Annotated in this window: 21 protein-coding genes and 2 tRNA genes; 11 read left to right on the top strand and 12 right to left on the bottom strand. The window is 52.1% G+C overall.

Annotation, left to right across the window (positions count from 1 at the left end):
• Positions 1-131 precede the first annotated feature (131 nt).
• Positions 132-3,131, bottom strand: coding sequence for a DUF4012 domain-containing protein (locus EPA93_RS38020; RefSeq protein WP_129892521.1), 3,000 nt, complete (start codon positions 3,129-3,131; stop codon positions 132-134).
• Positions 3,132-3,507: 376 nt separating this feature from the next.
• Positions 3,508-4,941: a DNA polymerase Y family protein gene (locus EPA93_RS38015; protein ID WP_129892520.1), complete on the bottom strand. Its 1,434-nt coding sequence runs from the start codon at positions 4,939-4,941 to the stop codon at positions 3,508-3,510.
• A gap of 423 nt (positions 4,942-5,364) precedes the next feature.
• Between EPA93_RS38015 and EPA93_RS48745 the strand changes: the two genes are divergently transcribed.
• The 4 genes from EPA93_RS48745 to EPA93_RS38000 all read left to right on the top strand — a co-directional run bounded on the left by EPA93_RS48745 (position 5,365) and on the right by EPA93_RS38000 (position 8,512).
• The gene (locus tag EPA93_RS48745; RefSeq protein ID WP_165423670.1) at positions 5,365-5,529 is read left to right on the top strand and encodes a hypothetical protein; all 165 of its coding nucleotides are present in this window, start codon (positions 5,365-5,367) and stop codon (positions 5,527-5,529) included.
• 101 nt (positions 5,530-5,630) lie between these two features.
• Entirely contained in the window at positions 5,631-6,449 is an 819-nt protein-coding gene (locus EPA93_RS38010; protein WP_129892519.1) for a hypothetical protein, read from the top strand.
• A gap of 144 nt (positions 6,450-6,593) precedes the next feature.
• Positions 6,594-7,439, top strand: a complete 846-nt coding sequence (locus EPA93_RS38005; RefSeq protein ID WP_165423669.1) for a GspE/PulE/PilB domain-containing protein — start codon at positions 6,594-6,596, stop codon at positions 7,437-7,439.
• A gap of 149 nt (positions 7,440-7,588) precedes the next feature.
• The gene (locus EPA93_RS38000; RefSeq protein WP_129892517.1) at positions 7,589-8,512 is read left to right on the top strand and encodes an SDR family NAD(P)-dependent oxidoreductase; all 924 of its coding nucleotides are present in this window, start codon (positions 7,589-7,591) and stop codon (positions 8,510-8,512) included.
• A gap of 368 nt (positions 8,513-8,880) precedes the next feature.
• Here EPA93_RS38000 and EPA93_RS37995 read toward each other — a convergent pair whose 3' ends face one another.
• The 5 genes from EPA93_RS37995 to EPA93_RS37975 all read right to left on the bottom strand — a co-directional run bounded on the left by EPA93_RS37995 (position 8,881) and on the right by EPA93_RS37975 (position 14,097).
• Positions 8,881-9,486, bottom strand: a complete 606-nt coding sequence (locus tag EPA93_RS37995) for a D-sedoheptulose-7-phosphate isomerase (RefSeq protein ID WP_207229306.1) — start codon at positions 9,484-9,486, stop codon at positions 8,881-8,883.
• Between the two features lie 18 nt (positions 9,487-9,504).
• Positions 9,505-10,560, bottom strand: a complete 1,056-nt coding sequence (locus EPA93_RS37990) for a GHMP family kinase ATP-binding protein (protein WP_129892516.1) — start codon at positions 10,558-10,560, stop codon at positions 9,505-9,507.
• A gap of 117 nt (positions 10,561-10,677) precedes the next feature.
• On the bottom strand, positions 10,678-11,847 hold the full coding sequence (gene sat, locus EPA93_RS37985) for a sulfate adenylyltransferase (protein WP_129892515.1): 1,170 nt from the start codon (positions 11,845-11,847) through the stop codon (positions 10,678-10,680).
• A gap of 47 nt (positions 11,848-11,894) precedes the next feature.
• Positions 11,895-12,491 carry an adenylyl-sulfate kinase gene (cysC, locus tag EPA93_RS37980; RefSeq protein ID WP_129892514.1) on the bottom strand — a complete coding sequence of 199 codons (597 nt, stop codon included), beginning with the start codon at positions 12,489-12,491 and terminating at the stop codon, positions 11,895-11,897.
• Between the two features lie 205 nt (positions 12,492-12,696).
• A complete protein-coding gene (locus EPA93_RS37975; RefSeq protein ID WP_129892513.1) occupies positions 12,697-14,097 on the bottom strand; it encodes an alkaline phosphatase family protein in 1,401 nt (466 codons plus the stop codon).
• Positions 14,098-14,639: 542 nt separating this feature from the next.
• Here EPA93_RS37975 and EPA93_RS37970 point away from each other — a divergent pair.
• The gene (locus tag EPA93_RS37970; RefSeq protein ID WP_129892512.1) at positions 14,640-15,791 is read left to right on the top strand and encodes an inositol-3-phosphate synthase; all 1,152 of its coding nucleotides are present in this window, start codon (positions 14,640-14,642) and stop codon (positions 15,789-15,791) included.
• Between the two features lie 148 nt (positions 15,792-15,939).
• Here the strand turns inward: EPA93_RS37970 and EPA93_RS37965 are convergent, their stop codons facing one another.
• Both EPA93_RS37965 and EPA93_RS37960 read right to left on the bottom strand, forming a co-directional pair.
• Complete coding sequence (locus EPA93_RS37965; RefSeq protein WP_129892511.1) at positions 15,940-16,134, bottom strand: carbon storage regulator; 195 nt, start codon at positions 16,132-16,134, stop codon at positions 15,940-15,942.
• Positions 16,135-16,742: 608 nt separating this feature from the next.
• The gene (locus EPA93_RS37960) at positions 16,743-17,630 is read right to left on the bottom strand and encodes a FliA/WhiG family RNA polymerase sigma factor (protein ID WP_129892510.1); all 888 of its coding nucleotides are present in this window, start codon (positions 17,628-17,630) and stop codon (positions 16,743-16,745) included.
• A gap of 247 nt (positions 17,631-17,877) precedes the next feature.
• Here EPA93_RS37960 and EPA93_RS37955 point away from each other — a divergent pair, with 247 nt between their 5' ends.
• The 6 genes from EPA93_RS37955 (at position 17,878) to EPA93_RS37930 (ending at position 22,121) form a co-directional block, all read left to right on the top strand.
• A complete protein-coding gene (locus EPA93_RS37955) occupies positions 17,878-18,159 on the top strand; it encodes a hypothetical protein (RefSeq protein ID WP_129892509.1) in 282 nt (93 codons plus the stop codon).
• 70 nt (positions 18,160-18,229) lie between these two features.
• Positions 18,230-18,315: transfer RNA gene (locus EPA93_RS37950), tRNA-Ser, on the top strand.
• 7 nt (positions 18,316-18,322) lie between these two features.
• Positions 18,323-18,408: transfer RNA gene (locus tag EPA93_RS37945), tRNA-Ser, on the top strand.
• 334 nt (positions 18,409-18,742) lie between these two features.
• Positions 18,743-20,122 (top strand): ABC transporter substrate-binding protein, encoded by a 1,380-nt coding sequence (locus tag EPA93_RS37940; protein ID WP_129892508.1) that lies wholly within the window; start codon positions 18,743-18,745, stop codon positions 20,120-20,122.
• 122 nt (positions 20,123-20,244) lie between these two features.
• Entirely contained in the window at positions 20,245-21,213 is a 969-nt protein-coding gene (locus EPA93_RS37935; protein ID WP_129892507.1) for a carbohydrate ABC transporter permease, read from the top strand.
• 14 nt (positions 21,214-21,227) lie between these two features.
• A complete protein-coding gene (locus EPA93_RS37930) occupies positions 21,228-22,121 on the top strand; it encodes a carbohydrate ABC transporter permease (protein ID WP_129892506.1) in 894 nt (297 codons plus the stop codon).
• Positions 22,122-22,192: 71 nt separating this feature from the next.
• Here the strand turns inward: EPA93_RS37930 and EPA93_RS37925 are convergent, their stop codons facing one another.
• The 3 genes from EPA93_RS37925 to EPA93_RS37915 all read right to left on the bottom strand — a co-directional run bounded on the left by EPA93_RS37925 (position 22,193) and on the right by EPA93_RS37915 (position 26,175).
• Positions 22,193-23,575, bottom strand: a complete 1,383-nt coding sequence (locus EPA93_RS37925; protein WP_242527222.1) for an ABC transporter substrate-binding protein — start codon at positions 23,573-23,575, stop codon at positions 22,193-22,195.
• Positions 23,576-23,798: 223 nt separating this feature from the next.
• Positions 23,799-24,035 (bottom strand): hypothetical protein, encoded by a 237-nt coding sequence (locus tag EPA93_RS37920; RefSeq protein WP_129892505.1) that lies wholly within the window; start codon positions 24,033-24,035, stop codon positions 23,799-23,801.
• A 25-nt stretch (positions 24,036-24,060) separates the two neighbouring features.
• The gene (locus EPA93_RS37915; protein WP_129892504.1) at positions 24,061-26,175 is read right to left on the bottom strand and encodes a HEAT repeat domain-containing protein; all 2,115 of its coding nucleotides are present in this window, start codon (positions 26,173-26,175) and stop codon (positions 24,061-24,063) included.
• Positions 26,176-26,177 lie beyond the last annotated feature (2 nt).

Below are 26,177 nucleotides of genomic sequence, written 5' to 3'. Positions count from 1 at the left end.
GATAAACATACATATAAGTTCCTGGCAAAAGCAGTATACGGGGCAAGATATCCAGGTGTCAATAGCCCAGGTACAATACATAATCTTTGGGCATTCTGCTTGCCCCCACAGAGCAGGCGAGCAGAATTCTACTATACACCCGGCTGCTCATAGCAAGAGGTTGTAGTATCCCTTGAATTGGTTTTAGCTTTTAAGGCAAAGGACATATCATTAGTCAATATGCCATTAAAATAAAGTCCGGCGGTCTTGAGGGCCGCGCAATCGCCAGGGGTGGAAAGTATGCTAAGATCCAGCTCCGGAAAGGTGGCAGCCTGGCGCTGCACAAGCAGGTTATACGTACCCAGCGGAGGCACATACCAGGAGAGGGTGACGGTCATCGTGCAGTTCTTAGGCACAATGACGTAGCCAGCAAACATGCCTCGCCCGGGCTCATCGCTCTTCAGATTGTTTGGCGGGCCTATCTTATCGAGAGGATGCCATTGTCCAGCATAGGGATCTCCCAGCATAGGCGCTGAGGCGCCCGCTTGATACTGACCAGTAGGGCATACCAGCTCATCTCCTGGGTAGATTCCCTGCGGAGCACAGGCGGCCAGGGGTCCACCACACAGCGGCTCGCCTGTATCGAAGCCGTTGCCCCACAAAAATTTGGCGCTCGGCGGCACATAGACGCGCACGTAATCTCTATAGGTATCCAGGCCGTAGACGGGCCCTATTTGGGTATAGGCCAGGCGCAGCTGCAGCAGATGTGTGGCGCCTCCACTGGGATCAAGGCTCACTGTGTCGTGAATGGTGGTGCGCACATACTGCGAGGCTTTGCTCGCGCTTACGTTGGCCTGAACGATATAGAGGCCATCATGCGTTGGCGAGCGGTCTATCTGTCCGGCATAGCCGTAACGCACAAGGAAGTCCTCAAGCTGCGTATTCGTCAAATATATTTGCAGGTCCCTCGTTTTGAGATCCTGTAAGAGCTGGAGGCCTATCGCCATCAACTCTTCGGGCGAGGCATGGCGTACGCGATCCATCAATTGGTGAGCTACCTCGGAGGTAAAGAGCTTACGCGCTTGAGCCGGGTCCTCAACGTGCTCTATAAGTTCGATCTTACGAATTGCTGCATTATCAAGTTGATAGTAATGAAGGCGTTGTTCGAGATTCTGGGCTGTGATCGTTTCGTTATAGCGCGGCACCTGAATAGGACCGGTGATATTCATGATATGTTCAACCAGAAATGGCGTAAAAAGCACGACTCCATCTACCTTACGATGCACTTCCAAATTGTACTGCTCGATGGCAATTCTGGCTGAGGCGGGAAAATCAGCTGAGAGATTCGAGTCGCGCAGGCCCCAGTTGGCAAAAGGCCACCAGGAACGATAGGCCTGAGGCGCCTGTTGGCCAAGGGTGGCGTTATTATCGCTGTACTCAACTGCGGAGATATCGCGCAACGAGAAAGGAGCAATCCGTCCCTGGCTGATTTGCAGCTCGCCAAACTGGCCGGTAAAGCCTCCGGTGGCCCGTAGCTCGGAGCGATCCATGGTCTGGACTAAAAATGTGCGCGGCTGCTCAACGCCTAGCAGCCAACCGGCGCTCGGCAACAGGCTCTGCGCCTGTAGCAAAACGTTTTTAACCTGTGGCAACATTTGCAAGTATTGTTGCAACTGACTGAGGCTATGGCTATCAAGCGGTAAGGAGCTGAACGAGATGTGCCTGGCCTGGACCTGCATGTCATCAACAAGAGGCAGCAGCGCAGCCAGGGTTGTGCTTAACAGGTCAATATCGTGCGCGGTAATCAAGGGTGCCTTTGTATTGCTACTCAGGATGGAACCACCGTGAAATCTTGGCGCAAATGTTAATGCTGTAGCAATTAAGCGCTGGCCAATCTCGCTAACGTCGATGCCTATCTGGCTGGCTGCGCGCGCACTGCTTATCGTTGCGCGATATTGAGGTAGATACTGGGTTATAGTGTGCAACACGTCGCTATTATCGAGCATATCGCGAACCTTGACAAAATCGCTCCTCGCCGCCTGTAACTCTTTGCCAGCCTGCTGCAGTTTTGCGACATCCAATACGCCCGTAGGATGAGCTTTAGCGCCAGAGAAAATAGTTTTGATATTGAGCAGGTGCTGATAACCATCACTGGCATGGGTACGCAGGCTTGTATAGGTAGCATAGGCACGTATACCATAGCTGGCGGTTACGAGTAAGGGGGCGACGATACCAAATAAGACAAGGACAAGCAGGCCAATAGCAATCACCCTATGCCGCAGTGCCAGGACACGCACTCTGTCCGGAAGCTTATCAGCTAAGCGGGAAAATGGCCGGGGCTTTGCTCCCTTCGATTGCTCTCCGGTTTCCGTCTCTGCTGGCGCCTCTTTCTTCTCTTCTATGGAGGCTGCAGACGTTTCCCCTGATTTTGACTCTGTTATTTCCCCCGATGTCGGTTCTGTTATTTCCTCTGATTTTTCCTCTGTTGTTGGCTCTGATTTTGGCTCCGATGCCGGCTCTGTTATTTCCTCTGATTTTGGCTCTGATGTTACCTCTGGCTGCTCTTCCGCGACGTCTGTTGGTACTATCTCTGAGGGAAGTTGTGTCTGCTGCTCAGATAGGACGTTTACCCGGCTCTCTATAGCGCTTATAATCTGTTCTCTAGCTTCCTGCTCGTCTGCCTCTCCCTGGGCAATCTCCTGGGTTAACGCTGGCGTTTCCTGTTTCGGCTTCGCCTCAGACAGTTTGGCAGCCATCCCTTGCGCTACATTCTCCGCTGGCTTCGGCTCTAGCGCTGCTTCCTGCATCGCCTCAGCGCCTGGTTGAGCAGTTACATGTTCAGCCTGGCCTTGCTGGCCAGTTTCAGTGGGGACTTTTTGTTTAGAAGCTGTCTCTATCTCTGCTACCGTCGCAGTTGCAAGGCTCTCGGAATGTTGATCCAGCGACTCAGGAGCAAGTACAGTTGTAGGGAGCGCACTGCTATCTTCTCGCCGTGTGCTGGCTTCCACATTATCAGCTTCAGGGGAATCTTTGACAGGCTCTACCCACTGCTCAGCCTCTACCCACTCATCATTATATTCAAGGTCAGAGGGCTTTTCTTGCGGCATTATACCGGCAGAGAAGCCTTCTTGTGCATCTTTATCAATAGCCATTGAATCCCTTTTTTCGATCATAGATAAAAAATAAAGCATAGGTGCCCCTTGCAACAGGCACACACTTATAAGATAACAAGCACACTTGCAAGCAAGGAGAAATTGGGGTCCGCCAGGTTCTGGCACTATAAAACCCATATACAATATATATCGATATACGCCCACGTTATACCACATATATTACGCTCACAGCAGCCTGGGCGTTTCATTAGCCGGATTGTCCCGTAGTAGAGCCAGCCCACTGCGGGCAGCGCAGCACTATCTTTTCATGAGGGAGGGGGGCGAGCAAGAGGACGTTCGCAGATAGAGCTTTCATGAGCAACACAAAAAATTGTCCCGCCCGCAGCTTTATCAGAACCGCAGCGGACAGGACAGCTCAAGAATCATGGCGTAATTTGCGCGTCAGCCTTCCACGGGAGCGCGAAGGCGGCGGATAATACGCTGGCGTCGTGGTAATAATATCGCCAATACGCAACTGGACCTGTAAGTAGTAATAACCGGTTCGGTGATAGTGAGCGAAAAGCATAAGGCTATGGTGGGCAATGACATCAGCTTCGTCGGTGTGGCGCGAGAGAATCATCTGTCCACCCAGGGTCTCTTCGGTCGCCGTTACAGCAACCTCGTCGCCTTCCTCATCCATAACCAGCTTACGCGTATCGTGGCGCACCTGGCGCGCCGGCCAGAGGATCAGGGCGATTGCCTGCCCCTTCAGGCGCTGCTCCTGCAGGCGTCCACTCAAATAGTCGGCAAGCTTGCGAATAGCGGCACAGGCCTCATCTGCATTGACTGCATGCTGGAAGCGAATGCGCGCATTCTGGCTCAAAGGCGGCACATCCGGGACAACCAGGCTAGGATCATCGCCCTGAGAAACCAGGTAAACCCAGCCACCCAGGCGCCCAAGCCGGCGTACCAATCCCTCTTCTGTAAGATTTGCCACCTGGGCAAAAGTGGTAATGCCGAAATCGCGCAGGTGAGCCACCAGCTCAGCTACGGCTACCGGGTCCGCCTGCTCGCTCTTGCTCTCGACCGCGCCATGCGTACCTGATCCCATCTCTGGCGAATCGGCAAGATCGGGCAAGGCTCCTGGTATTCCCGTTCCTGCCGCGCGCATTTGTAGGAGCATCGATAGTGGTAAGGTCTGCACAAAGGAGGCCTCGCGCCCGGGCGGAACATATAAGACGCCGCGGCGGCCATCCTTGCGGCTCATTAACGCTGCAAGTTCCGCAATAGCCTTGCCATTAGCAATCCCAATCAGCGCGGTAAGACCCATTTCAGCCACCTCCGCGCATAGCCGCTCGGCCAGGGCGACGGGTGTATCAAAAACAAGCTCACAGCCACGTAGATCGATAAACGCATCAGCAATAGGTACAGATTCAATAATACGTGAATATACTTTGTAACGCTCGCGCAATTTCTGTTGATAGGGTAGATAAAGATTATATGAGGCGGGCATAAAGCGCGTGCGCGGCGCAATACGGTGGGCGCGACGCAGTGGCATGCCTGGAGTAATCCCCAGACGCACTGCGGCAGGGGAGGCATCTATTACGCGCCCCGGCTCATTTGGACGCCCGGTCCCAGTTCCTACCACAAAAGGAATGCCGTGCAATGAAGGGTCCGCCTTCTCCTCCAGGGTACAGTAGAAATGGCGGATACGTACATGCATGATACCCTGGCGTAGCCGCGCTCGTTCTGCCGCGCGTACCACCTCTGAATTATCAAATTGCGGGCCTATAGACACCTGCTCACCCGTCACTCTATCGGTGCCTGGCACATTATCTGGCACCGCAGACTGCATATTATATTGCTGCATAGTCCATCTACTACTACTTCTTTATTCTGCTGAATTGATACGCCACCGGGCCTGTCGTTATAACCAACGGGCAACGCCATCATACTTTACATATGACTATAAGAAATTTTCCTGCTTTCGCAAACAATTCACCAAACAGAGCAATCTTTTCCTTTCAGCAAATTTCGCTGCTTCCTCTGTCAAGAATCGTAGAAAAGCCACTGCGGGACTCGCCGCCCTACTATAACAAGTAGCAGCCACTACCTCTCCTGCTCCAGTGAGCTGAATCAAGCAGGAAAACAATCGTGTGAGTTTTTACCAGTACTACATACATTAGTCATACCGGAATAGAGCTGTCAAGTGGCTCATATCCTATAGCTCAAAGCCTCCTACTTCTTTCGCAACTTTCTTTCAGCAGTACAATAATAGTAAAAAGGCTTACTAGTGCTTTGTCAGACGTCTTTTGACGTCTGCGCCGCCTGCGGGCTGCAGAGGGAATGGGGGAATGGGGCACCGGCCCAGGTCAAAGGTGGCGATCCGCTAGATCGCGGCACTCCCTTGACAATCCCGCTGGTTTCACGCCTCACAGAAATCTTGACAGAACACTAGCTAAAGTGTTTTCTATCGTAAATGAGATAAGCCAGATCGCATCCAGGAGATAGAGCTTGTGGATGTCGAGCGTAGAGATAACGTATATGGGGAGGACGCGGATGAGACAACCAGACGAGCTCAAACAACAGACCTCACAGACTGCTCACGATCAAGGACCTCAGCTCGATATAGCCGAGCTAAGCGTTACATTAGAGCCACTGAAAAGCTTCTTCAACTCACCGGCAGCCCTTGACGAACTGGAAATTCTCGGCTTCTGCCTCCACCATCTCTTTATCCGTCTCAATACGCTTTACCATATAAAGCTACCGGAGCTAGCGGAGAGCAGCCAGCAAGCTCGCGTCTCCCAGCTTGCCTCCCAGAGTATCACATATCGTTATGCTCTCTGGTCAAAGCTAGGCGAAATCAAGCAACTCATTCAACATGTAGAGCCACTCTGCTATCTATTGAAAAATAGTCTTATCGTGCTGCTAGACTTACTTGACGCCCGGCAGGCGGCCCGAAAAATTACCAGGGAACTGCAGATAAACCAGCCCTATGAACAGTATCTAGACTATATTACCTCGCAAGAACGTTGCGAGAAAACCGTCAAATTACTTACCACCCAGCTTAACGACTGGCAAGCATATCGCCGTTTAGCATTTACCTTTGCCGGTCAGCTCGCCGGCTCCAGCCCATCTCTACCGCAATTAACCCACATGGATGCGGCTCTTAACGACTTGCAGGAGAGCGCCCAGATCATCTTTGGCAACATTCTTCTCGACTTTCAGGGCATCTCGGTAGGCGACGACGAAGCTGTCGCGACTTTGCTCTTCGATCTCATGCAAAAAATCGACCATTTGCTTCAACAAATCGATATTTTGCAGCAGGCTTTACCCCCACTCATTAAACACTATGCCATTCGGAAGGAAATGAACTGATCTTAACCACAAACGTGAAGTCTTAACGCGAATATAACCATCTTTTCGCTAATTTCTCAGTACTCACAGAGTATTCTTTTTATTACATATGAACATATACGCATGAACATATGCAGCATTTTTTTTATTCTAAGGAGTCGCACAATGCGCAAGGAGGCAATCACTCATCCTGCGTTTGAGCCAACAACGAATGCATACACATATGCAGTAGTGGATAGTGTTCAGGCGGTTGCGGAGAAAATGCAATGGGTCACGCAGATATCGATAGAACAGTTCGCATTGGTGACGATAACACTATATTTTGAGCAAGAGGGTAGAAGCTCTTCTGCCCGCCAGACTCAAGCCAGACAAAGCGCTTGTTACTATCTCGACAATTTGCGGCCCCTGGTACGCAAAACCGATCTTGTCTTTCTTTCGGGCTGGACTTTCTATTTTATCCTTCTGGGGGCTAATCTGCAGGGAGGAAATATTGTGCAGGAAAGGCTATGGGATGCGCTGATGTGGCGCGTACATAATAGCCGTACTCCTGGGATATTGCGTCCACGCAGCATGCAGATAGGCCATAGCGCCTATCCGGTTCCCCAGCAAGATGCTCAAGAATGTATCATGGCCGCCAATGAGGCGAGCCTGAGCTTTACCACACGCCCCGAAAAAGCTAGCCGTAAGCCGCTTAAGTATACAAATGAACCCACTTCACTGCCCGCTAAGGATGCCGAGCTATCAGAGATGGCCCGTAAGCTGGGCATTCCTTACCTTTCGCTACTACCTTCCAGGCCACCGGCAAAGGTGCAGCAACTGGTCAGCCCACAGCTGGCCCAGGAACTGCATTGCTATCCCCTGGGACGTGAGCGCGATATACTTACCGTAGCAATCGCGAATCCGCAAGATCGCCGGGCGCTCGATCGTTTGCAACAGGAAACGGGGCTACATATTTTTCCTGTGCTCGCCTCGCCACGCGAATTACAGACAGCCTTAGAGCGGCTGGTTTGAAAAGAAAGCAAGGGCTCTCCGGCCAGGCCTGCTCCGGCTATAGCCAATATTCGGGCCAGTCGCTTGTGCTGCTTATTGCGCCCTTGCTATAATAACCAGGGACGCTTGTAGTAATAACTACAAAGATTAAAGAAAGGTCTATTTCCTCCATGCGAGTACTTGTCACAGGTGGTGCGGGTTTTATTGGATCGCACATTGTTGATCAATATATAGCAGCCGGACACGAAGTTGCCATTATAGATAATCTCTGGGAAGAAGGGGGCGGCAAACAAACTAATCTTAATCCAAAGGCACGTTTCTATCGCGCCGATATTACAGATGAGGCAAGCCTGACACAGATCTTTAGCGAGATCCAGCCTGAGATCGTTAGCCACCAGGCGGCTCAGCACAGCGTAGCGGTCTCTACCAAGAATCCCCAGCTAGATGCGCGCGTCAATGTGCTGGGCTTACTTAATGTTCTTGGCAATTGTGTACGCGTAGGTACGCGCAAGATCATCTTCGCCTCTTCTGGCGCAACATACGGTACGCCTGCCAGCCTGCCCTTGAACGAAGAGGTTGTGCAGCGGCCAGAATCACCCTACGGCATTACAAAAATGGTTGCCGAACACTACCTGCGCTACTGGCAGGAGGCTTATGGACTCACCTATACCGCCCTGCGCTATGGAAACGTCTATGGTCCTCGCCAGGACCCCAACGGAGAGGCTGGGGTGATTGCCATCTTTGCCAAACGTTTCCTGGCCCATGAGAAGGTACGCATCGACTGGGATGGTGGCCAGAGCAAGGACTATGTATACGTCGAGGATGTGGCCAGAGCTAATTTGCTGGCCGCCGGCAAAGGGGACAACGAGATCTTCTGCATTGGCACCGGCAAGGCAACCTCCGTCAACGAGATCTTCCAGACCCTACAGGCCCTGACCGGCTATACGCCAGAGATCATCAAAGCTCCCAAGCGCCCTGGCGATATCTACATGGCCTATTTTGACTCCAGCAAGGCCGCGCGCCTTCTAGGCTGGCAGCCCACAAAATCTTTCGAAGAGGGCGTCAAAGCCACAGTCGATTTCTTCCGCCAATAAAGCAAGCATACCCAATAGAGATGGACCAGGCTTCTGGTCCTATCTCTATTTTCCCAAACAAAGCAGCTTCAGCGTGGAATTGAGATTTTGGCTGTTGTAACGAGGCAAACCACGCAGAGGGTAGTTTGCCGCAGAGGCACGCATTCTGGAGAGTATGGCAAAGCTTTTTAACATCTAGCACGACTGAGTTATATCAAATCAGTTTAAATAATGATTACTTGAGGATATCCCAAATCCCCTTGTGATAGCTTTTCAAGCGGATTTGATATTAAACTAGCTTCAACACGCGAGCTATATCTGCCCAGGGAGCACAGAGAAGCATTTGAGATTTTTTCTCCGGCTCCGCTGAGCAAGCGCATCCCAACAAATTAGTTAGCCTGGCCGTTGGTTCCAGCCAGGGCAAGTTTTTGCGCATACGTCGTCACTACCTGGCGCATATGCCTGGTAATGATATGGGCCAGGATCATATGAGCGTCCTCTTCCTGCTCAATATTGCGGCCTGGAGCCAGCACATAAGCATCTACCATATCCTTAATCTTGCCCCCGGTCGCTCCCAACAGGCCAATCGTAAAAGCTCCCGAGCGTCCGGCCAGGTGGAGAGCATTAATCACATTTCGCGAATTTCCACTCGCGCTAATGCCGATAGCCACATCCCCGGCCTCAATAAGGTTGGCCAGCTGCTCGGCAAAAATATGCTCATAGGCAGTATCATTGCTCCAGGCAGTAATCAGCGGCACGTGATCAGTCAAAGAAATAGCCTTCAGGCGAGGCGCGCCAGGGACAATCGTATTTTTAGCCAGATCAAGGGCAAAGTGCGAGGCAGTTGCCGCGCTACCGCCATTACCCATGATAAAGATGCGGTGCCCGCTGTGATAGGCCTGTTCGAGCAACTGCAGCACCTTCTGCAGATGCGGCAACGAAATAGAGCGCACCATCTCTTCAAGTTCACTGATGTAAATGCTTATCGACTCCAAGATGCGTACCCTTCTTCCTTATGAGTTTGTTGGAGCAGCGTAGGGCTCAACCCATAGATTACTAAAATTAGCAGTATTCAAAATGACAGTTGCGCCCTGCTGATCAAAGTGGAAGTTCATCCGCTTTAAACCGCGTTCCTCAAGAGCCTGCGTGACATCCTCTTGCGCATGCTCATGGCAGTAGATCATCAGGAAACCGCCACCTCCCGCGCCATTAATTTTGCCCGCCGAGGCTCCACAACGCAGCGCAAGCTCATAGCACTCATCAATAAAACCGGTTGAGAGATTGGGTGCGAGACGGCGTTTTTCTTGCCATGAATAATGCAGGAGGCGAGCGAACTCATCAAGATCGCCCTTTTCCAGACATGCCTGGACCTCTTCGGCCACACGTTTAATATTGTGCAAGGCCCGCAGAACCGACTCATCCTGATTCTGGGTAGACTTACGCTGATGCTTCAAAATCGACGTTGATTCGCGCGAGCTGCCGGTGAAGAAGAGCATCAGGCGGCTCTCAAGCGTCTGCCGCACCTCGGGAGCAACCTTCACGGGCTCAACGCTTACACCCTCACTGGTAAAGGTAATCTTATTCAAACTGCCAAAGGCTGCCGCATATTGATCCTGCTTGCCGATAGGCATCCCCATCTTCTCGATTTCAATATACGAGGCCAATTCTGCAACCTGCTGCTTGGTCATTGGCTGCTCAACCAGCGTTGAAATAGCCCGCACCAGGGTTACAGCGGCAGCGCTTGATGACCCCAGGCCAGTGCCAGGAGGCACTTCACTGGCAATGAAAAGGTTAATGCCTCGACGAACCCCAAAATGATGCAAGATTGCTTTAGGGAGCGCAAGATCACCATCCCAGAAGAGATCATTGTAGGGCGAGTGGCGAAACAACGAGCGAAAATCGGCCGAGATGACCTGGAGATCCTCCGATTCATCAGTGGTCACAATGGCATAAAAATATTTATTGATCGCCGTACTGATCACCATGCCGCCATATTTTGCATAGTACGCCTCAAGATCAGTTCCACCCCCACCAAAACTAATACGCATTGGAGCCCTGGCAATTAACATGTACATTCCTCCTGCCTGTGAGCCATATTATTGAAACAGAAAAGGCGAGAACATATTCTCATCCCGCATCATTACAGAATGAGAACAGGTTCCTGCCTTAGCTGGCTCTACAAATTTTTACTGCGAGACGGGCTGACGCATTGCCTCGACCAGCACTTTAGCCACCTCTGGACGCGAGAACTCTGGCGGCGGGCATTCCCCGGCGCGCAGCATCTGGCGTACCTTCGTTCCGCTAAGCACAACATGCTGATCATTGCCATGCGGGCAAGTCTTGGTTGAGGCCATCGAATTGCAGACGCGGCAGAAGAAAGCATGCTCAAAAGCCATAGGCGTGATGCCTAGCTTGGCGGGATCAAAGTTGGTAAAGATATGCTGGGCATCGTAGGTTCCATAGTAGTTTCCTACGCCTGCATGATCGCGACCAACTATGAAGTGCGAGCAGCCATAGTTCTTACGCATCAGGGCATGAAAGACGGCTTCACGTGGTCCAGCATAGCGCATAGCCGCCGGCAAGACACCGAGGATCACGCGGTTAGCGGGATAGTAGTTCTCGAATAATACTTCGTAGCAGCGCATACGCACATCGGCCGGAATATCATCACCCTTGGTATCGCCAACCAGCGGATGCAGGTAAAGGCCATCAACAGTTTCTAGCGCGCACTTCTGGATATACTCATGGGCCCGATGCACAGGGTTGCGGGTCTGGAAGCCCACTACCCGCTTCCAGCCGCGCTCGGCGAACAAAGCGCGCGATTGGGTAGGCGTATAGCGATATTTGGCAAAAGCCTGGTTCTGCAGCCTTACCACGCGAACAGGACCACCCAGCAGCACATCAGCCTGCTGATAGACGTTCTTTACGCCAGGATGGGCCTCTTCCTCCGTACGATAGACCTCACGCGCCTCAAGGTGCTTGTCATAGCCATACTTCTCAGTTACAGTCATCACAGCCTGCAACTCGCCCTCAGCGTTAACAAGAGCAACCTGGGAATCAGTCTTGATGGCCTCGGCCTGCTCAGGCGTTATCGGCAGGGTTATCGGAACAGTCCAGGGCAAACCATTGCTCAAATGCATCTCTTTTACGACGCTCAAATAGTCGGCCTGGCCCATAAAACCACCAAGCGGACTATACGCGCCGTTAGCCAGCATCTCCAGGTCCGCCAGTTGGCGAGAGCCAACAGTAATGGTTGGTAGGCTCTTAGCCTTTTCTTCTAACGCAGCCCGCTCGGCCTCAGCGGCCATATTTATAATTAGCTCTCCTCCATGAGGAGCAATCAATCCATCTGTCATGCTAACCTTCTTCTCTATTTCCCTTCTTCAGCTATTTTACACCAATTTTACAGGTATCCCAAAGCAGCCAGGCGGTCAGTTACTACTTTTGACTCATCCTCATTCATTTCTTCGGGTTCCAGATAGCCCAATTCCTCAAGCTTGGCGATAATGCGGTTGACGCTCTCCTCAACCGACTCCTTATTTGTCTCGACAATGAGCTCGGGATGCTCTGGCTCTTCATAGGGATCATCTACGCCTGTGAAGTTCTTAATCTTGCCCTCATCGACGAGCTTATAAAGACCCTTGACGTCGCGCTGGCGGCATACTTCAAGCGGGCATTTTACATAGACTTCAACAAAATTTCCAATTTCCTTACGGGCCCATTCGCGCGCCTCGCGATAAGGGGCAATAGCTGCAGAAATGCAGGCCACGCCATTGCGGGTGAGCAGGGAGCAAACGAAAGCTATACGCTTGATATTTGTATCGCGATCCTCGCGGCTGAAACCAAGCCCTTTGCTCAGATGGGTACGCACAACATCCCCGTCCAGGATCTCAACATTGCGCCCGCGAGCGGCCAGACGCTCCTGAATAGCGTCAGAAAGGGTACTCTTGCCTGAACCGGACAAACCTGTAAACCAGATAGTAAAACCAGTGTTCGCCATCTATTAGTAGTCTCCTTAAGTTAGCTTGTACAGCATCCCCGTCCCAGCTCCTCTCTCGGGGCTTTCCACCTCTCGTTTTCCCAGCGCCCGACGAAGGCAGCAGAGGAAAGGAAAAGCGAGCAGGAAGGCCCAATCTCAATAGACCGGAGGTCTGAGCCTTGCCAGCCAGCTGAACAGCCAGGGATGCTTTCTCCAGGTTACGGCTTTAGAAAATTTTGCCCTGCATATCGGCAGGAACAGGTACATCCAGCTCCTTCAAAATCGTTGGAGCCATGTCCATCAGCTGAAGTCCCTGCAACTCGCGGCCGCCAGGTCCTTCATGCGCATCCGCACTATGCTTGATTACAATACCAAACTGAGCATGGTTACAATCATCAGGGCCAGTATCGTTATCGAACGTATAGATAGAATTATAGCCAACAGTACCTACAGAGCGCCACAGCAAATCGCCGAAGTACACAATCAAGTCGGGCGGCACGCCGTTACATTGCTTATACACTTCCTGGGGCTTATAGACCGTTGTACCGATATTCACGCCATCGGGATCGACGATTGCCTCAAACTTCGTCTTCAGCTCATTGCGCAGTGCCTCAACCTCTTCAGGCTTAACAATGCCCTGCGGCTCTCGTCCCTCGATATTAAGGAAGATGCGCGCGTAGTAACCGCCATCGCCCCAGACCTTGGTCTTACTCCAGTCGATTTCGCACTTATCAAGGGCCGTAATCTTAGAAGGATAGGACTTCAGCGTCAGATAGCCCTCTTTGATCAGCCACTCATTGACGCAGAGGCCGCCATCCATCTTCTTGGCCCCATGATCGGAGACAATAAAGACAGTCGTATCGTCATCTACAAGGTCCAGAATCTGGCCAATCTCGTTATCGATATAGCGATAATAGTCATGAATACTATTATTATAAACCGGATGAACTTCATATTTATGGTGGGTGGGGTCGTGATACTTCCACATACCGTGGTGGATACGATCAGTGCCCATCTCCACAAACATAAAGAAATCCCACTCTTTTTCCACAAGCCATTTCTTGACCAGTTTAAAACGTTTTTCAGTCATTGTATAGATCTGGCGCAGTAGATAATCTTTATCGTTGGTACGGAAATTAGGCACATCGACCAGGTATTCGCCCACAGCCGCCTCGATCTCCTTCATAGCCGAAGGAGGATAGGTATAGGGTCGCTCTGGATTCTTGGTTGAAGGGGAAAGGAAACAACCAACTTGAATGCCGTTGACTGGTTTTGGAGGATAGGTCTGCGGGACGCCAACAGTGATGACCTTTTTACCCGCGCGCGACAAAACATCCCACACTCGGTCTGTCTTCACAGAGTTCGAATTGGCCAGCACGTGCTTATCGTAGGTGTGATCGCCACGATTGCGGAAACCATAAAAACCCAGCGTGCCGGGGTCCTTACTCGACATCATCGAACTCCAGGCCGGAACAGTAATCGCTGGAATACAGCTTTCCAGTTTGCCCCATACCCCATTATCCATTACGCGCCTGAAATTCGGCAACTCATCACGCCACTGCTCAAACACCAGCTCGGGAGGAGCGCAGTCCAGTCCAATTACCAGGACTCTTTTTTGTTTACCCATGAGCAAACTTGCCTTTCATAACGTCGCATCAGCACTTCTATCTCTACTTCTAGCATAGATGAGAGATCCAACACCATTTTATTATCTACTGATTGTTCTCAAGGCTTAAATTGAAGTCTCTCTACCTACGTGTTCGGTACTGAGCATACCACTATCACTCGACGAAACGTGTTACCGAGGAGTATAGAAGCGGTTGCAAATTTTTTGCCTCTGTTATATTTACTCAACCTCTTCGCTCCCTACCACTACCACTACAATGTAACATCTGTTGCTCTTTATGGGGAGGAGCACAGCCTAAATGGGCTATATCTGGTGCAAAAGAGCAACAGCCGTCACAATAGGTTACAGCAAACCCTACAGGCTTGAGGCCTGGCCTACGAGGAAAAACAAGCAAGGTAGTAAGCCAGTTCACATGGCGCCTGTAAGCAAGCACATAGCATACACGCAAAAAACAAGTTATAGTATGCTATATGAGATCAGGTCTGGGGATAAGCGTAGCGGGGCAATCTCAACTTCAGAGATAACCAGCAGAGGAGTCATTCATGACGAGCAGTAAAAAAGTACGCGTTGGTATCATCGGTGTAGGCAATTGTGCCAGTTCACTCGTTCAGGGCGTCCACTACTATCGTGAGGCCAACCCCGATGACTTTATACCGGGTTTGATGCATGTGAATCTTGGCGGCTATCACATCCACGATATCGAATTCTCGACAGCTATCGACATTGACGTAAACAAGGTCGGCAAGGATCTTAGCGAGGCCATTTACGCGGCGCCCAACAACACCTATCGCTTCGCCGATGTGCCAAAGCTTGGCACGAAGGTACAGCGGGGCATGACCCATGATGGACTTGGCAAGTATCTCTCCCAGGTGATTAGCAAAGCTCCTGGCCAGACATCAGATATTGTTAAGATTCTTAAGGACAGCGGAACCGATGTCGTTGTCAATTACTTACCAGTCGGCTCAGAAACGGCGACCAAGTGGTACGTTGAGCAGATTCTGCAGGCAGGCGTAGGTTTTGTTAACTGTATTCCAGTTTTTATCGCGCGCGAAAAATACTGGCAGGATCGCTTTAAAGATGCAGGCCTGCCCATGATCGGCGACGATATTAAGAGCCAGGTAGGCGCTACCATCGTCCATCGTATGCTCACGCGCCTCTTCCGCGAACGGGGCGTCAAGGTGGAGCGAACCATGCAGCTCAACGTCGGCGGCAATACTGACTTCTATAACATGCTGGAGCGCGAGCGCCTGGAATCGAAAAAGATTAGCAAGACCAACGCTGTAACCAGCCAGCTTGATTACGAGATGGGAGCCGAAAACGTCCATATCGGGCCCTCGGACTACGTGGCCTGGCTCGCTGATCGCAAATGGGCCTATATCCGCCTGGAAGGCCGCACCTTTGGCGACGTTCCCTTGAACATGGAATTAAAGCTTGAGGTTTGGGACTCCCCTAACTCGGCAGGAGTCGTGATCGACGCCGTACGCATGGTTAAGCTCGCGCTTGACCGTGGTATCAGTGGCACGCTTGAAGGACCTAGCGCGTACTTGATGAAATCTCCTCCCGTACAATACCACGATGATGTTGCCCACGAGATGGCAGAGGCTTTCATCAGGGAGGAACACACTCCCAAAGCTGAAAAAAGCCCTATCCCGGAGCAGGCTAACGGTCATAAGGTTGAGACCGCTTCCGAGTAAGCACGATTCGTTGCTCCTGCAGCCTATCAGTAAAGATAAGTGCGGCAGGAGCAACATCTCTTATGCGTTTTCTGGGTGAATATCGGATTAGTCACACTTGCAGGAAGTGTGCTAACCGCACCCACACAATGAGGCTGAATGGGCATTCCTAGCGTGGTTGCACAGGAGAAGCTTGAGATGATGCCTCCGTCGCCGGGCGCAATAGTTCCTCGCGAACAATTGTTACATCTGGAGGCGCAGTAATCCCGATCTTCACGCGCTCACCTTCAACAGCCAGCACTGAAATGTTGATCACCCCATCTAGCACAATACTTTCACCAACTTTTCGTCGCAATACAAGCATGCAAAGCTCCCTTCACCAGAGGCATGTTCTAAAGCGTCCCTGCGCTGCGACAAACGCTCAAATGAGCGCTTTTCTTTCAGCGTGACCGCACAAGATTAGCATCGAATATAAATTCACTACCATCTTCAGACGCAGAGATAGCATAGAATGGGTATAATTTGTATGACCTATGTACACACTTTCTCGCGCTGAGACTATGCAAAGTGTGTCTTGTTCTTTTGCATACGTTCAGCAAGGGCCTTACTATTTATAGTATAGGCACCGGCCTTAATCAGTGTATGCAATTTCTCTATATGCGTTGCTCTCCTCCACAACCAGCTCGAACAGGCATATAAGCAGCGTCTGGCTTGTGTCTGGCCGCGCATAGATACGACCCGGGACACCGCCCTTACTCTTCCCGTCACCCACAATCTTGCCTGTATAGGCTTGCCTGATAGTACTTTCTTCTGGGTACCAATCAGGTGGAGATAGATCTTTGCGGCATCTGCTCTCATGGGAGATTCCTCCCAGCGCATTTTCGTAAGATAGGCATACTCTCCCTCTACTACATAACACGCTACTCGCAAGACTAATTTGGGCATCCAATCGGAGATACCATTGTAATTACATCACGAAACTCTTTGCCTGACAGTTCTACGACTTCCAGCGACTGCCCGCAGCTTAGCAGCTCCTTTGATGCCAGTAGAGCGGCTCGTGGACCTCTTTTTCAGGTTTGTGACCTGAGCCGTATCGGAGCGATACGCGCTAAGTGCCCCCCGCAAACGCATAATAGCTTGCATATGCAATTGGCAGACGCGTGACTCTGAGATGCTCATGATCTTACTGATCTCCTTCATCGTCAATTCTTCTTGATAATAGAGCGAAAGCAACAACTGCTCACGTTCCGGCAAGCGCTCGATAGCCGCGCTCAGCGAGGCCTCCAATTCCTGTTGCTCCACCTCTTCCGCCGGCCCTTGCATATTCTGGTCCTCAAGCAGATCGCCAAGAGAAGTTACCTCGTCATCCTGGGTCAAAGAACAGAGCGGCGCATCCAGCGACAGGATCGTTGCGCTTACCTCCAGCAGGACTTGACGATAGCGCTCTACGGAAATACCCAATTCTGCTACCACCTCCGCTTCTTTAGCAGGTCGTCCCAGGCGTTGTTCAAGATCAGCCAGTGTCGCTTCTATCTGCCGCACGCGCGAGACCGCAGAGCGAGGCAGCCAGTTCAGTGAGCGCAACTGGTCGATGACGGCTCCGCGAATTCGCGGTGTGGCAAACGCTTCAAAACGGATACCGCGAGATGGATCAAAGCGATCAATGGCATTGATCAGCCCGATCATACCATAGCTCACCAGGTCCTCGGCCTCCAGCAGGCTCGTTGGCGGTATCCCTAATCTTCCAACAACAAAACGTACAAGCGATGCATACGCAGTAATCAGCTTCTCACGCAAGTCTGGATGTCTGGTCTCAGCGAACTCCATCCAGATCTCACCAACGGTTGCCGATGCCCCCATACGCTACTCCTTTCAGCATACAACGCTGGCCGTCTGCTTACAACCCCACCTCCGCTCTATAAGTAGAGTGTAAAGAGATTGAGTGCGCATGAATATTGGCACAAGTCCTTTTTTGGCAAAGCATAAGTCCATAGGTTCGATAAATTTTTGGACCTGGCCGATAAAGGATGCTAAAGTTGTCTACAAGGCATCCTGACACTATGGAAATTTGCTATCTCGTTGTTAAGCTTGATAAAGGAGATAGATTATGAAAAACTTTCAACATTCGTCTATGGGAGGGTTTTCAGAATTTGATGAGGGCGTGGGGCAATTTGCGGCCACTGAGCTGCCAATTACGGAAACCGAAAAAGGGCAGGCCCAATTAGATTTCTTGCTTGAACAAGGCTTCGATTGGGATGAGGCGCTCAAATTGCTCCATCTCCATGAGCACATCTATGAGAATGCGGAGGTGCGTCAACGTATGGCCGAAGATTGTCGGATGCTCTTTGTAAAATGGCTCTATGAACAAGGAGAATTACACGAGGATTAATTCTACTTCTCTATAAGTTTGCTAAATTTGGTGCTTGTCACATCACTTGAGATATGCTATACTGCACGGCGGAGAGATGTCAGAGTGGTCGAATGTGCCGCTCTCGAAAAGCGGTAGGGTTAATAGCCCTCGTGGGTTCGAATCCCACTCTCTCCGCCCGTGAGGAGGAGTCTCATAGTGGCCTAGTGAGCACGACTGGAAATCGTGTAGGGTTAATAGCCCTCGTGGGTTCGAATCCCACCTCCTCCGCCTCCTTTTTCCTGCACAGCATTCTCTCTTTTCTGCTCCTAATTTATGTCGTTGTATTTTCTTTGGCTGCCACTTCGCGCTTTTCTCCCAGCTCCGTTTTTTCGCAGCCTGACGAGGCTGCCACCACGTCCCGTGCCAGAGCTTCCCTTTCTGACTGCTGAATGAGGCAAGAGACCGATTGTAACCGTTTGGCGGAGATCTGTGTTCTGTTAAATGAGGAAAGTCGAAAACAGTTCTTTCCCTGGCCCACTATTTTTGGCTTACTATGGTGGCAACAAGCATATAACAGCGCAAGTGTGGCTCATAGGTGAGCCGCTAACAGGAGGTTTGTCTGATGAAACGGGTCTTTCTTCCTCTCCTCATTATTTTTACGGTTTTATTAACTGCCTGTGGCGGAAGCAGCGGCAACGGAAGTACTGGAGCGGCCAGCAATGGAGGCGCTGGCGGCCAGCAGGGTCTGACGGGGGGCAATAGTTATATTGCCTGCCCCAATAATGCCAGCTCTAGTGCGGCGGCGCCCGAAAGCGGACCAGTCAGCCTGACGGTGACTGGATGGTCTTCATCGCCGGCTGAGGATGCGCTGGTCCAGCAAAACTTAAATAAGTTTCAACAGAGTCATCCCAACATCCAGATAAAATGGACTCCTATCAACGGTTCTGGCGATGCTTATACTACCAAGATGCGCGCTAACATTGCCAGCGGCTCGGTTGCCGATGTATTCTATCTCTCGACAGATATGGCACCTGAATACACCACAGCCGGTAAACTGCTCAACCTTTCGCCCTATATGGCCAAGGATAATATCAAGGCCGCCGATTACTATCCCTCGCTCATTACGCCTTTTAGCTGCAAAAGCGGGCAGGTCTATGGCTTACCCAAGGACTGGGGCACGCTTGGCGTCTTTTACAATAAGAAGATGCTTCAGGATGCCGGCCTCTCTGTGCCTTCGGCCAACTGGACCTGGGACGATCTACGTGCGTATGCCAAAAAGCTGACGAAGCCTGGCAATGCGGCAACTTCTGTCTATGGGCTCACCCTTGATGCTAAATCCTCGCAGCGCTGGATGGCCTTTCTGTTCGCTAACGGGGGAACTGTTCTTAATACCGATGGAACCCAGGCAGCTTTTAATAGCCAGGCCGGGGTTGATTCGCTTAACTACTATGTGGGTTTCCGCAAAGATGGCTCATGTGTGCAACCTACTGATGTAAGCGCAGGCTGGGCTGGCGACGCTTTCGGCAAGCAGCGGGCCGCGCTGGCCATCGAGGGACCGTGGTTGATCCCCTATATGTCACAGAATTTTTCGAGCGTGCAATACGGCATTGCACCCTTGCCAGTCTCACCCAAGAACAAACGGGCTGACCTGATCTTTACCAATGCCTGGGCGGCCTATGCTGGAACCAGGCATCCGGAGGCGGCGTGGGAACTCATCAAATATATGACGGGGCAGGAAGTGCAGGGGAGCCAGCTGCATGCAGGTTTTGCCTTGCCCTCGCTCAAGAGCCTGGCCAATGACGCCTACTTCACCCAGAATCCCGGCTTTAAAGTGCTCTTTGATGCAGCTACCTATGGCTATGCAGATAACTTTGGTCCGCATACCGGGATCATCCATACCAAACTTGACGAGGCAGTAGAGAAAACCATGCTCGGCAAGGCCGATGCGCAGACAGCTTTGAGCGAAGCAGCCAATCAGGTCAACACGGAACTAGAATCCTGAGCACTGGCTAAGCTTAACTGGCACTTTTTGAAGGCAAGGAGCGCGTGTTGGTGATCACACCGCCTCGCGCTCCCAGCGCTGTCTTTAACGCTTCCTAAGCGCAACAAGGAGAAGATAACACAATGGCATCGCAACCGGCGCCAATCGTTTCTACATCAACACAGGAAATGCAGGGCAAGCCACGCCGTTCAAGAAGGGACACCAGCGGGAGCCGACGCGGCGAAACACTGGCAGCCTATCTCTTTCTTACCCCTTATCTTGTGATCCTGCTGGTTTTCTGGATTTTTGTTACTTTCTATGGGGTCGGGCTAAGCCTCTTCAAGCTCGATATTGGCTTCACAGCTCCCGAATTTGTTGGCTTGCGTAACTATAGCATTATCTTCCAGCAGCTCGCCTTTATCAACGATAGCGACTTCTGGGTCTCAATGATCAATATCATTAAGTTTGTGATAGTTGTGGTAATCGGCCAGACGGCTCTAGCCCTGGTACTGGCTCTGCTTCTGCAGGCTCTGATTCCGCGCCTGCGCGGGATATTCAGGACTATTTTCTATCTGCCCGCCGTGACATCTTCGGTGGCCGTCTCGCTGATCTTTCTGTGGTTCTATACTCCCCAGGGCGTGATTAATTATTTGCTCTCTCTGCTGCATATACCCGGGCCTCACTGGCTGGAAGATCCCTCCTTCGCCCTGCCGGCAATTATGCTTCTCAATATCTGGACGACAGCCGCAACCTTTATGCTCTACTTTCTGGCCGCGCTGCAGGATCTCCCCCTCGATCTTTACGAGGCGGCCCGTGTTGACGGGGCCGGACGCTTCCATCTCTTCACAGATATCACGATTCCTTTGCTACGCCCTGCCATCTTTCTGGTGGTTGCCCTGGGCACCATCGCCACCTTCCAGATGTTCGACCAGGCCAAATTTATGACCGATGGCGGCCCTTTGCGCGCTACGCTCTCGCCGGTTCTGGAGATCTACAATACGGCCTTTCGCGATAATCATTTCGGGCTGGCGGCGGCTATGTCTGTGCTGCTCTTTATCATCATCTTTATCGTAGCACTGATTCAGCGCCGCTTGATCGATGTAAATAATTAAAGCATAAGGAGCACATGATGGCACAAGCACAGGCACAAAGTCAGGCTGGCGTTCTCGCCGAGACAGGCGTGGAGAAGCTACCACAGCGCCCCTTTCGCTGGGTCAATCTATTTCTCTATCTCCTGCTGCTTATCTTCACCCTTACCTCTATCGGTCCCTTTGTCTTTGCCTTCTTTTCGTCTTTTAAGACGTTTACGCATGTTCTGGATTTTCCCCCTACGCTTCTGCCGCAGCCCTGGACCTGGGAGAGCTATGCCAAGATCCTGAGCAATACGACGTTTATACGCTGGCTAGGCAATACTTTCGTTTATGCTATCGGCGTGGTTGTGCTCAACACGCTCTTTTCGGCGATGGCCGGCTACGCGCTGGCACGCATGCGTTTCAGGGGACGCGAGATCATCTTTATTCTGACGCTGGCAGTGATGATGATCCCAGACCCGATTACGATGATCCCCAAATTCCTTGTTATGAATAGCGTTCACCTGGTAAATACGTTCTGGGGACTTATGCTGCCCAGGATAGCGCAGCCGCTCTCGGTATTCATTATGGTGCAATTTATGAAGGGCCTGCCCCGCGAGCTTGAGGAGGCGGCAATGATCGACGGGGCCTCGCGCTGGCGCATTTTCGCGCAGATCATCCTTCCCCTGGTTAAGCCAGCGCTCACGGCTGTGGGCATTCTTAGCTTCCAGGTGGCCTGGAACGATTTTCTCTGGCCGCTGCTGGTGCTCAATAGCCAGGACATGTATACGCTTCCCCTGGGGCTCTACTACTTCAAGGGCGCGCATTATACCGAATACAATCTGTTGCTGGCTGGCTCGATGTTTAACACCATCCCGATGGTTATTCTGTTCTTCATCTTCCAGCGCTACTTCATCGAGGGCGTTACAAGTTCGGCAGTCAAGGGCTAAACTAGCGTTCGAAGCCCGCGTTCCCGTGAGCAAGGCCTCTGCGCTTACAGAATCTGGAGAGCGCAGAGGACTCAGGGAGAGGAGGCCTGCAGCTGGACATTTATCTGTCTGGCCGCCACATCGAGGGCTATCTGGGCATCGGCCTTGCCACTGAGCACGCTGGCAATCGCCAGATCGAGCTTTTGATGAATAAATAGATCATCTGGCCCATAGACGTCTACATAGCCATATGAGGCCGCATCAAACAGTACTTTGAGGGCTGGATGCTGCTCAAAGTACGCATCGTTAGCCAGGCTTCTGAGCGAGGGCAGGGCAAAGCCTGCGTGCAACTGGCTCCCCTGCACTTCCTGCCCCGTCATATATTTGATGAGTTCCCACGCCGCCTCCGGATGCCGGGTTCCAGCATAGGCCGCCCAGGCGTTCATAAAGATCAGGTTACCGCGCTTTCCAGCGGGAGCCAGCGGGATGGGAGCAATACCATAATCGACATGCGAGAAGTTTTGCGTAAGATAGGGAATGAGCCAGCCGCCCTCCAGGGCCATGGCTGTGCGCTCTTCCCCAAAGGCCTGCAAAACATCACCATCCCAGGCCGGAACCAGGGCCGAGGGCAAGATAGAGGATTTATCCTGGCGCTGAAAGCCTGCATAGAAATCAAGGGCATCAACGCCAGCGCGGTCATTGAAAACTGCTTGCGTCCCATCAGCGTTGAGCACCGAGCCACCATCGGCAAAGAGAAAAGCCAGCCAGCGCGAGGAATCGGCAGGCAGGCTAATTCCATACACCGGCGTCGAAGATCTGACATGGGTCAGCTTGCGGGCCGCAGCGCGCATATCGGCCCAGGTCCAGGTACTAGTAGGAAACGCTACGCCGGCTTCCCGGAACAGGCGCTTATTATAAAAGAGGCCCAGAGCATTCCAGTCTTTGGGAATACCAAAGACCTGGCCGGTCCTACAGCTAAAGGCCGCCATGAGCGAGGAGTAGTAATCGCTGGCCTTTATGTGATCCCTGGCCATATAGGGTGAGAGATTAAGCAGCTTATCATGTGCGATGAAATAGCTTGCTGTGCGCGACTCCAGATAGAAGACATCGGGAGCGTTATCGGAAGCCATATTAGAGAGGACCTTGGCAGAGTAATCGTACCCGTTACCGCTAATGGGAAGCCACTTAAGACGGATGTTAGGATGAAGTCTCTCAAACCTGGCAAGATTTTGTTGAACCAGCGCATCCTCGGCCGGCGTCGAGATCCAGCCGGTTACGTTCAGGGTAACAGGGCCGTTCTCGGGGCTCATAGCCTGCGCATTGCTTTGCTGAGGACAATCCACATAGCTATTGCCTCCCGTCAGGCCCTGTTGAAGAAGAGATTTGCTGGTATCATCAGCGCTACCGGCACTACCAGTGCAAAGGATCATGAGGAGTGCAGATATAAGCAGTAGCGAGGTAACAGATCGCCTCATCGCCCAGCTCCTCAGATGGCGTCAACGCTAGCCAAACATGAAACACATCCAGCCAGTTTCAAGGGAACCAACTGTGGATGAAAGGTAAAGCTGCTCCATCCGCAATTGATGATTATTACGTTATGATACTTAAATGAAATGAGACCTGTCAAGTAGAAGTCAGCGGCAGCACTGTTTTGCGGCAGCATTCGAGAGAAGAAGAGAAGGGAGAAGATGGCCCCGGTCAGGAGCCATCCGAGCGAGATTGTGTATAAGGGCCAGGTATCCAATGTGTGCCAGGGCCAGGAAAATCGTTTGTCTGCAGCAAACAGGCACGATGGTCGCTAAGAAAGTCTAGCAACTCTAGCGTTTGCTGTGTGCTCAGTACATATTCTTCTCCCGACGTACTAATCGTAAACCCTTCATGTGGGCCTCGACAGCATAGAGTAAGAGAGCCTATAGTAATACTATTGCTATACATAATTAATTTACGCTCCTTCTCGCGCTTACGAGAATGCATCCCAGACCTGCACCGTTCCATCCGCGCATCCAGAAGCAAGGCGCGTTCCATTAAGCGACCAGGCAAGATCGTTGACCTGTTTCGCATGCCCGCTATAGGAGTAGAGGAGGTTACCGAAGGTTGCATCCCAAACCTGTACCAGGCCTGCGCCTGTCGTTGAGGCCAAGCGCGTGCCCTGTGGTGACCATGCTAACGCGATATTGGCAACTTGTCCAGCAGAGCTTACTTGATAGGAATAATTAGTACTAGTAAAAGCATTATCCTTACTGCTCTCGATATTCCAGACGTGGATCTCACCATCAACCATGCTATAAGCAATGCTGCTCCCATCCGGCGACCAGGCCAGCGAGACCACACGAAAATTTGCAGCATGCCTCTCAAGTTTAGCGTTGGCGATGATGGGCACCGGCTTACCGGTATCGGCGGCTCTGACCAGAATCGGCTTGGTATGCAAAACAGTTCCATCATCGCTTGCCGATACCAGGTCCTTGCCATTGGGAGACCAGGCCAGAGCGGTTATTGCGCCAGCGCTATCGTTATAGCTTGAGACAATGCTATGGCTGGCAATATCCCAGACCTGTACCATTCCGCTGGTACCGGCCAGGGCTATACGCGTCCCGTCTGGTGCCCACCTGGCCACTGAAACAGGTCCTGGGAAATGGATCAGGGGCAATAGCGTCTGCAGCATAGCGCTAGCGCCACGTTGGGTCAGCTGTATCACCTGAACCTTCCCCTGGGCATCCAGGGATATAATGCGCAATCCCTGCGGCGTCCATCTAAAGGCCAGGATCTTGTGCAAATGCGTATCATAGCTCCAGACCAGGCGATTGGCGACTGTATCCCAGACCTGCACAAGGCCATTTGCGCCGACAAAGGCTAGCTTCGAGCCTTGCGAATCTGCAGTTCCGTTCCAGGCCAGTTTAGCAACCGCGCCCGAGGGATTGTGATAGACAAAAGTGGCGGAGGAGCTGCCCACCGCTGGATTTGACCAGTGCGCAAATAGCCATGCACCCAGCACAACGACAGTCAATACAGCTGCCAGCGTTCCCCACTCTAGCAGTTTCAGGAAAGGATTATGCCGACTTGCACGCCCAAACACGCCGCGACTTCTCGCCGGTGGCCGCCTTCTAGAAATGGGACGCACCCTCTCTGCGCGTATGCTGGCTTTGTTGCTGACAGGCGCATTATTGCGCTCAGGCCTGTTCTCTTTCTCGGCAAACATGTGTTCGCCCAAGCCAGCGGGCTGCACCGCATCGCGTCCGGGCAAGCTCTCGCTGTTGGAGGGATCGAAAGTGTGCTCTTCAACAGCCGCTACAGCGTCAGCGCGCCTCTTCTGCAAAGCAAGTTCCGCCGCTTCCCGCACCGCGGCATCCTCATCATCACAAGCGGCCAGCAAGGGACCCGATGGAGCATACTCACCCAGCTCGGCTAGAGCCAGCACAACAGCTTCCCGCACCCCATCATCAGGATCTCCTAAGGCCGCCACCAGCGCCGTCAGTGGGGCTTGCTCCTGCATGGCCAGGCTTTCCAGGTTTTGTGGTGATAATTGATGTTCTGGTACGGTAGTATAGCCAGGGCCGGCTTCACGAAGTATGTTGCCGCCGGCCAGAGCCAGACCTTTCCCTAAAGCTGTAGCCGCAGCGGCGCGCACAGACGCATCTTCATCGGTTAGCATTGCCAGCAAAGGATCAAGCGGCATGCGCTTTCCCAGCTTAGCCAGGACTAGCACAGCAGCCGTACGCACATACCAGGAAGGATCGCCTAGAGCTACAATCAAAGGCTTGACCGGCATTTGCGCACCAGCCTTAGCCAGGGCCCGCACGGCGGCCGCCCTGACCGCCTCATGTTCATCTTCCAATGCCCGGATCAGGGCTTGCCTGCTCCCCGGCGTATCTAACTGCGCCAACCGCTGCACTGCCGCGATACGCACAGCCCATTTCTCATGGCTGAGATCGCTGAGCAGGCGATCCTCTTTCTGATCATCCAGGGCTGGAGCCCCTTTTACTAAGCCCAGATAGGAGAGCACAGGAAAAGCTGCCTCTGGCTCATCCCGGTGACCGGCTCCTGAATTCATCTCAAATTCGTTCTCGCAGTCTCCCATTG

The organism is Ktedonosporobacter rubrisoli (genome assembly GCF_004208415.1).
Lineage (GTDB): Bacteria > Chloroflexota > Ktedonobacteria > Ktedonobacterales > Ktedonobacteraceae > Ktedonosporobacter > Ktedonosporobacter rubrisoli.
This window is presented reverse-complemented; position numbering and strand designations above follow the sequence as displayed.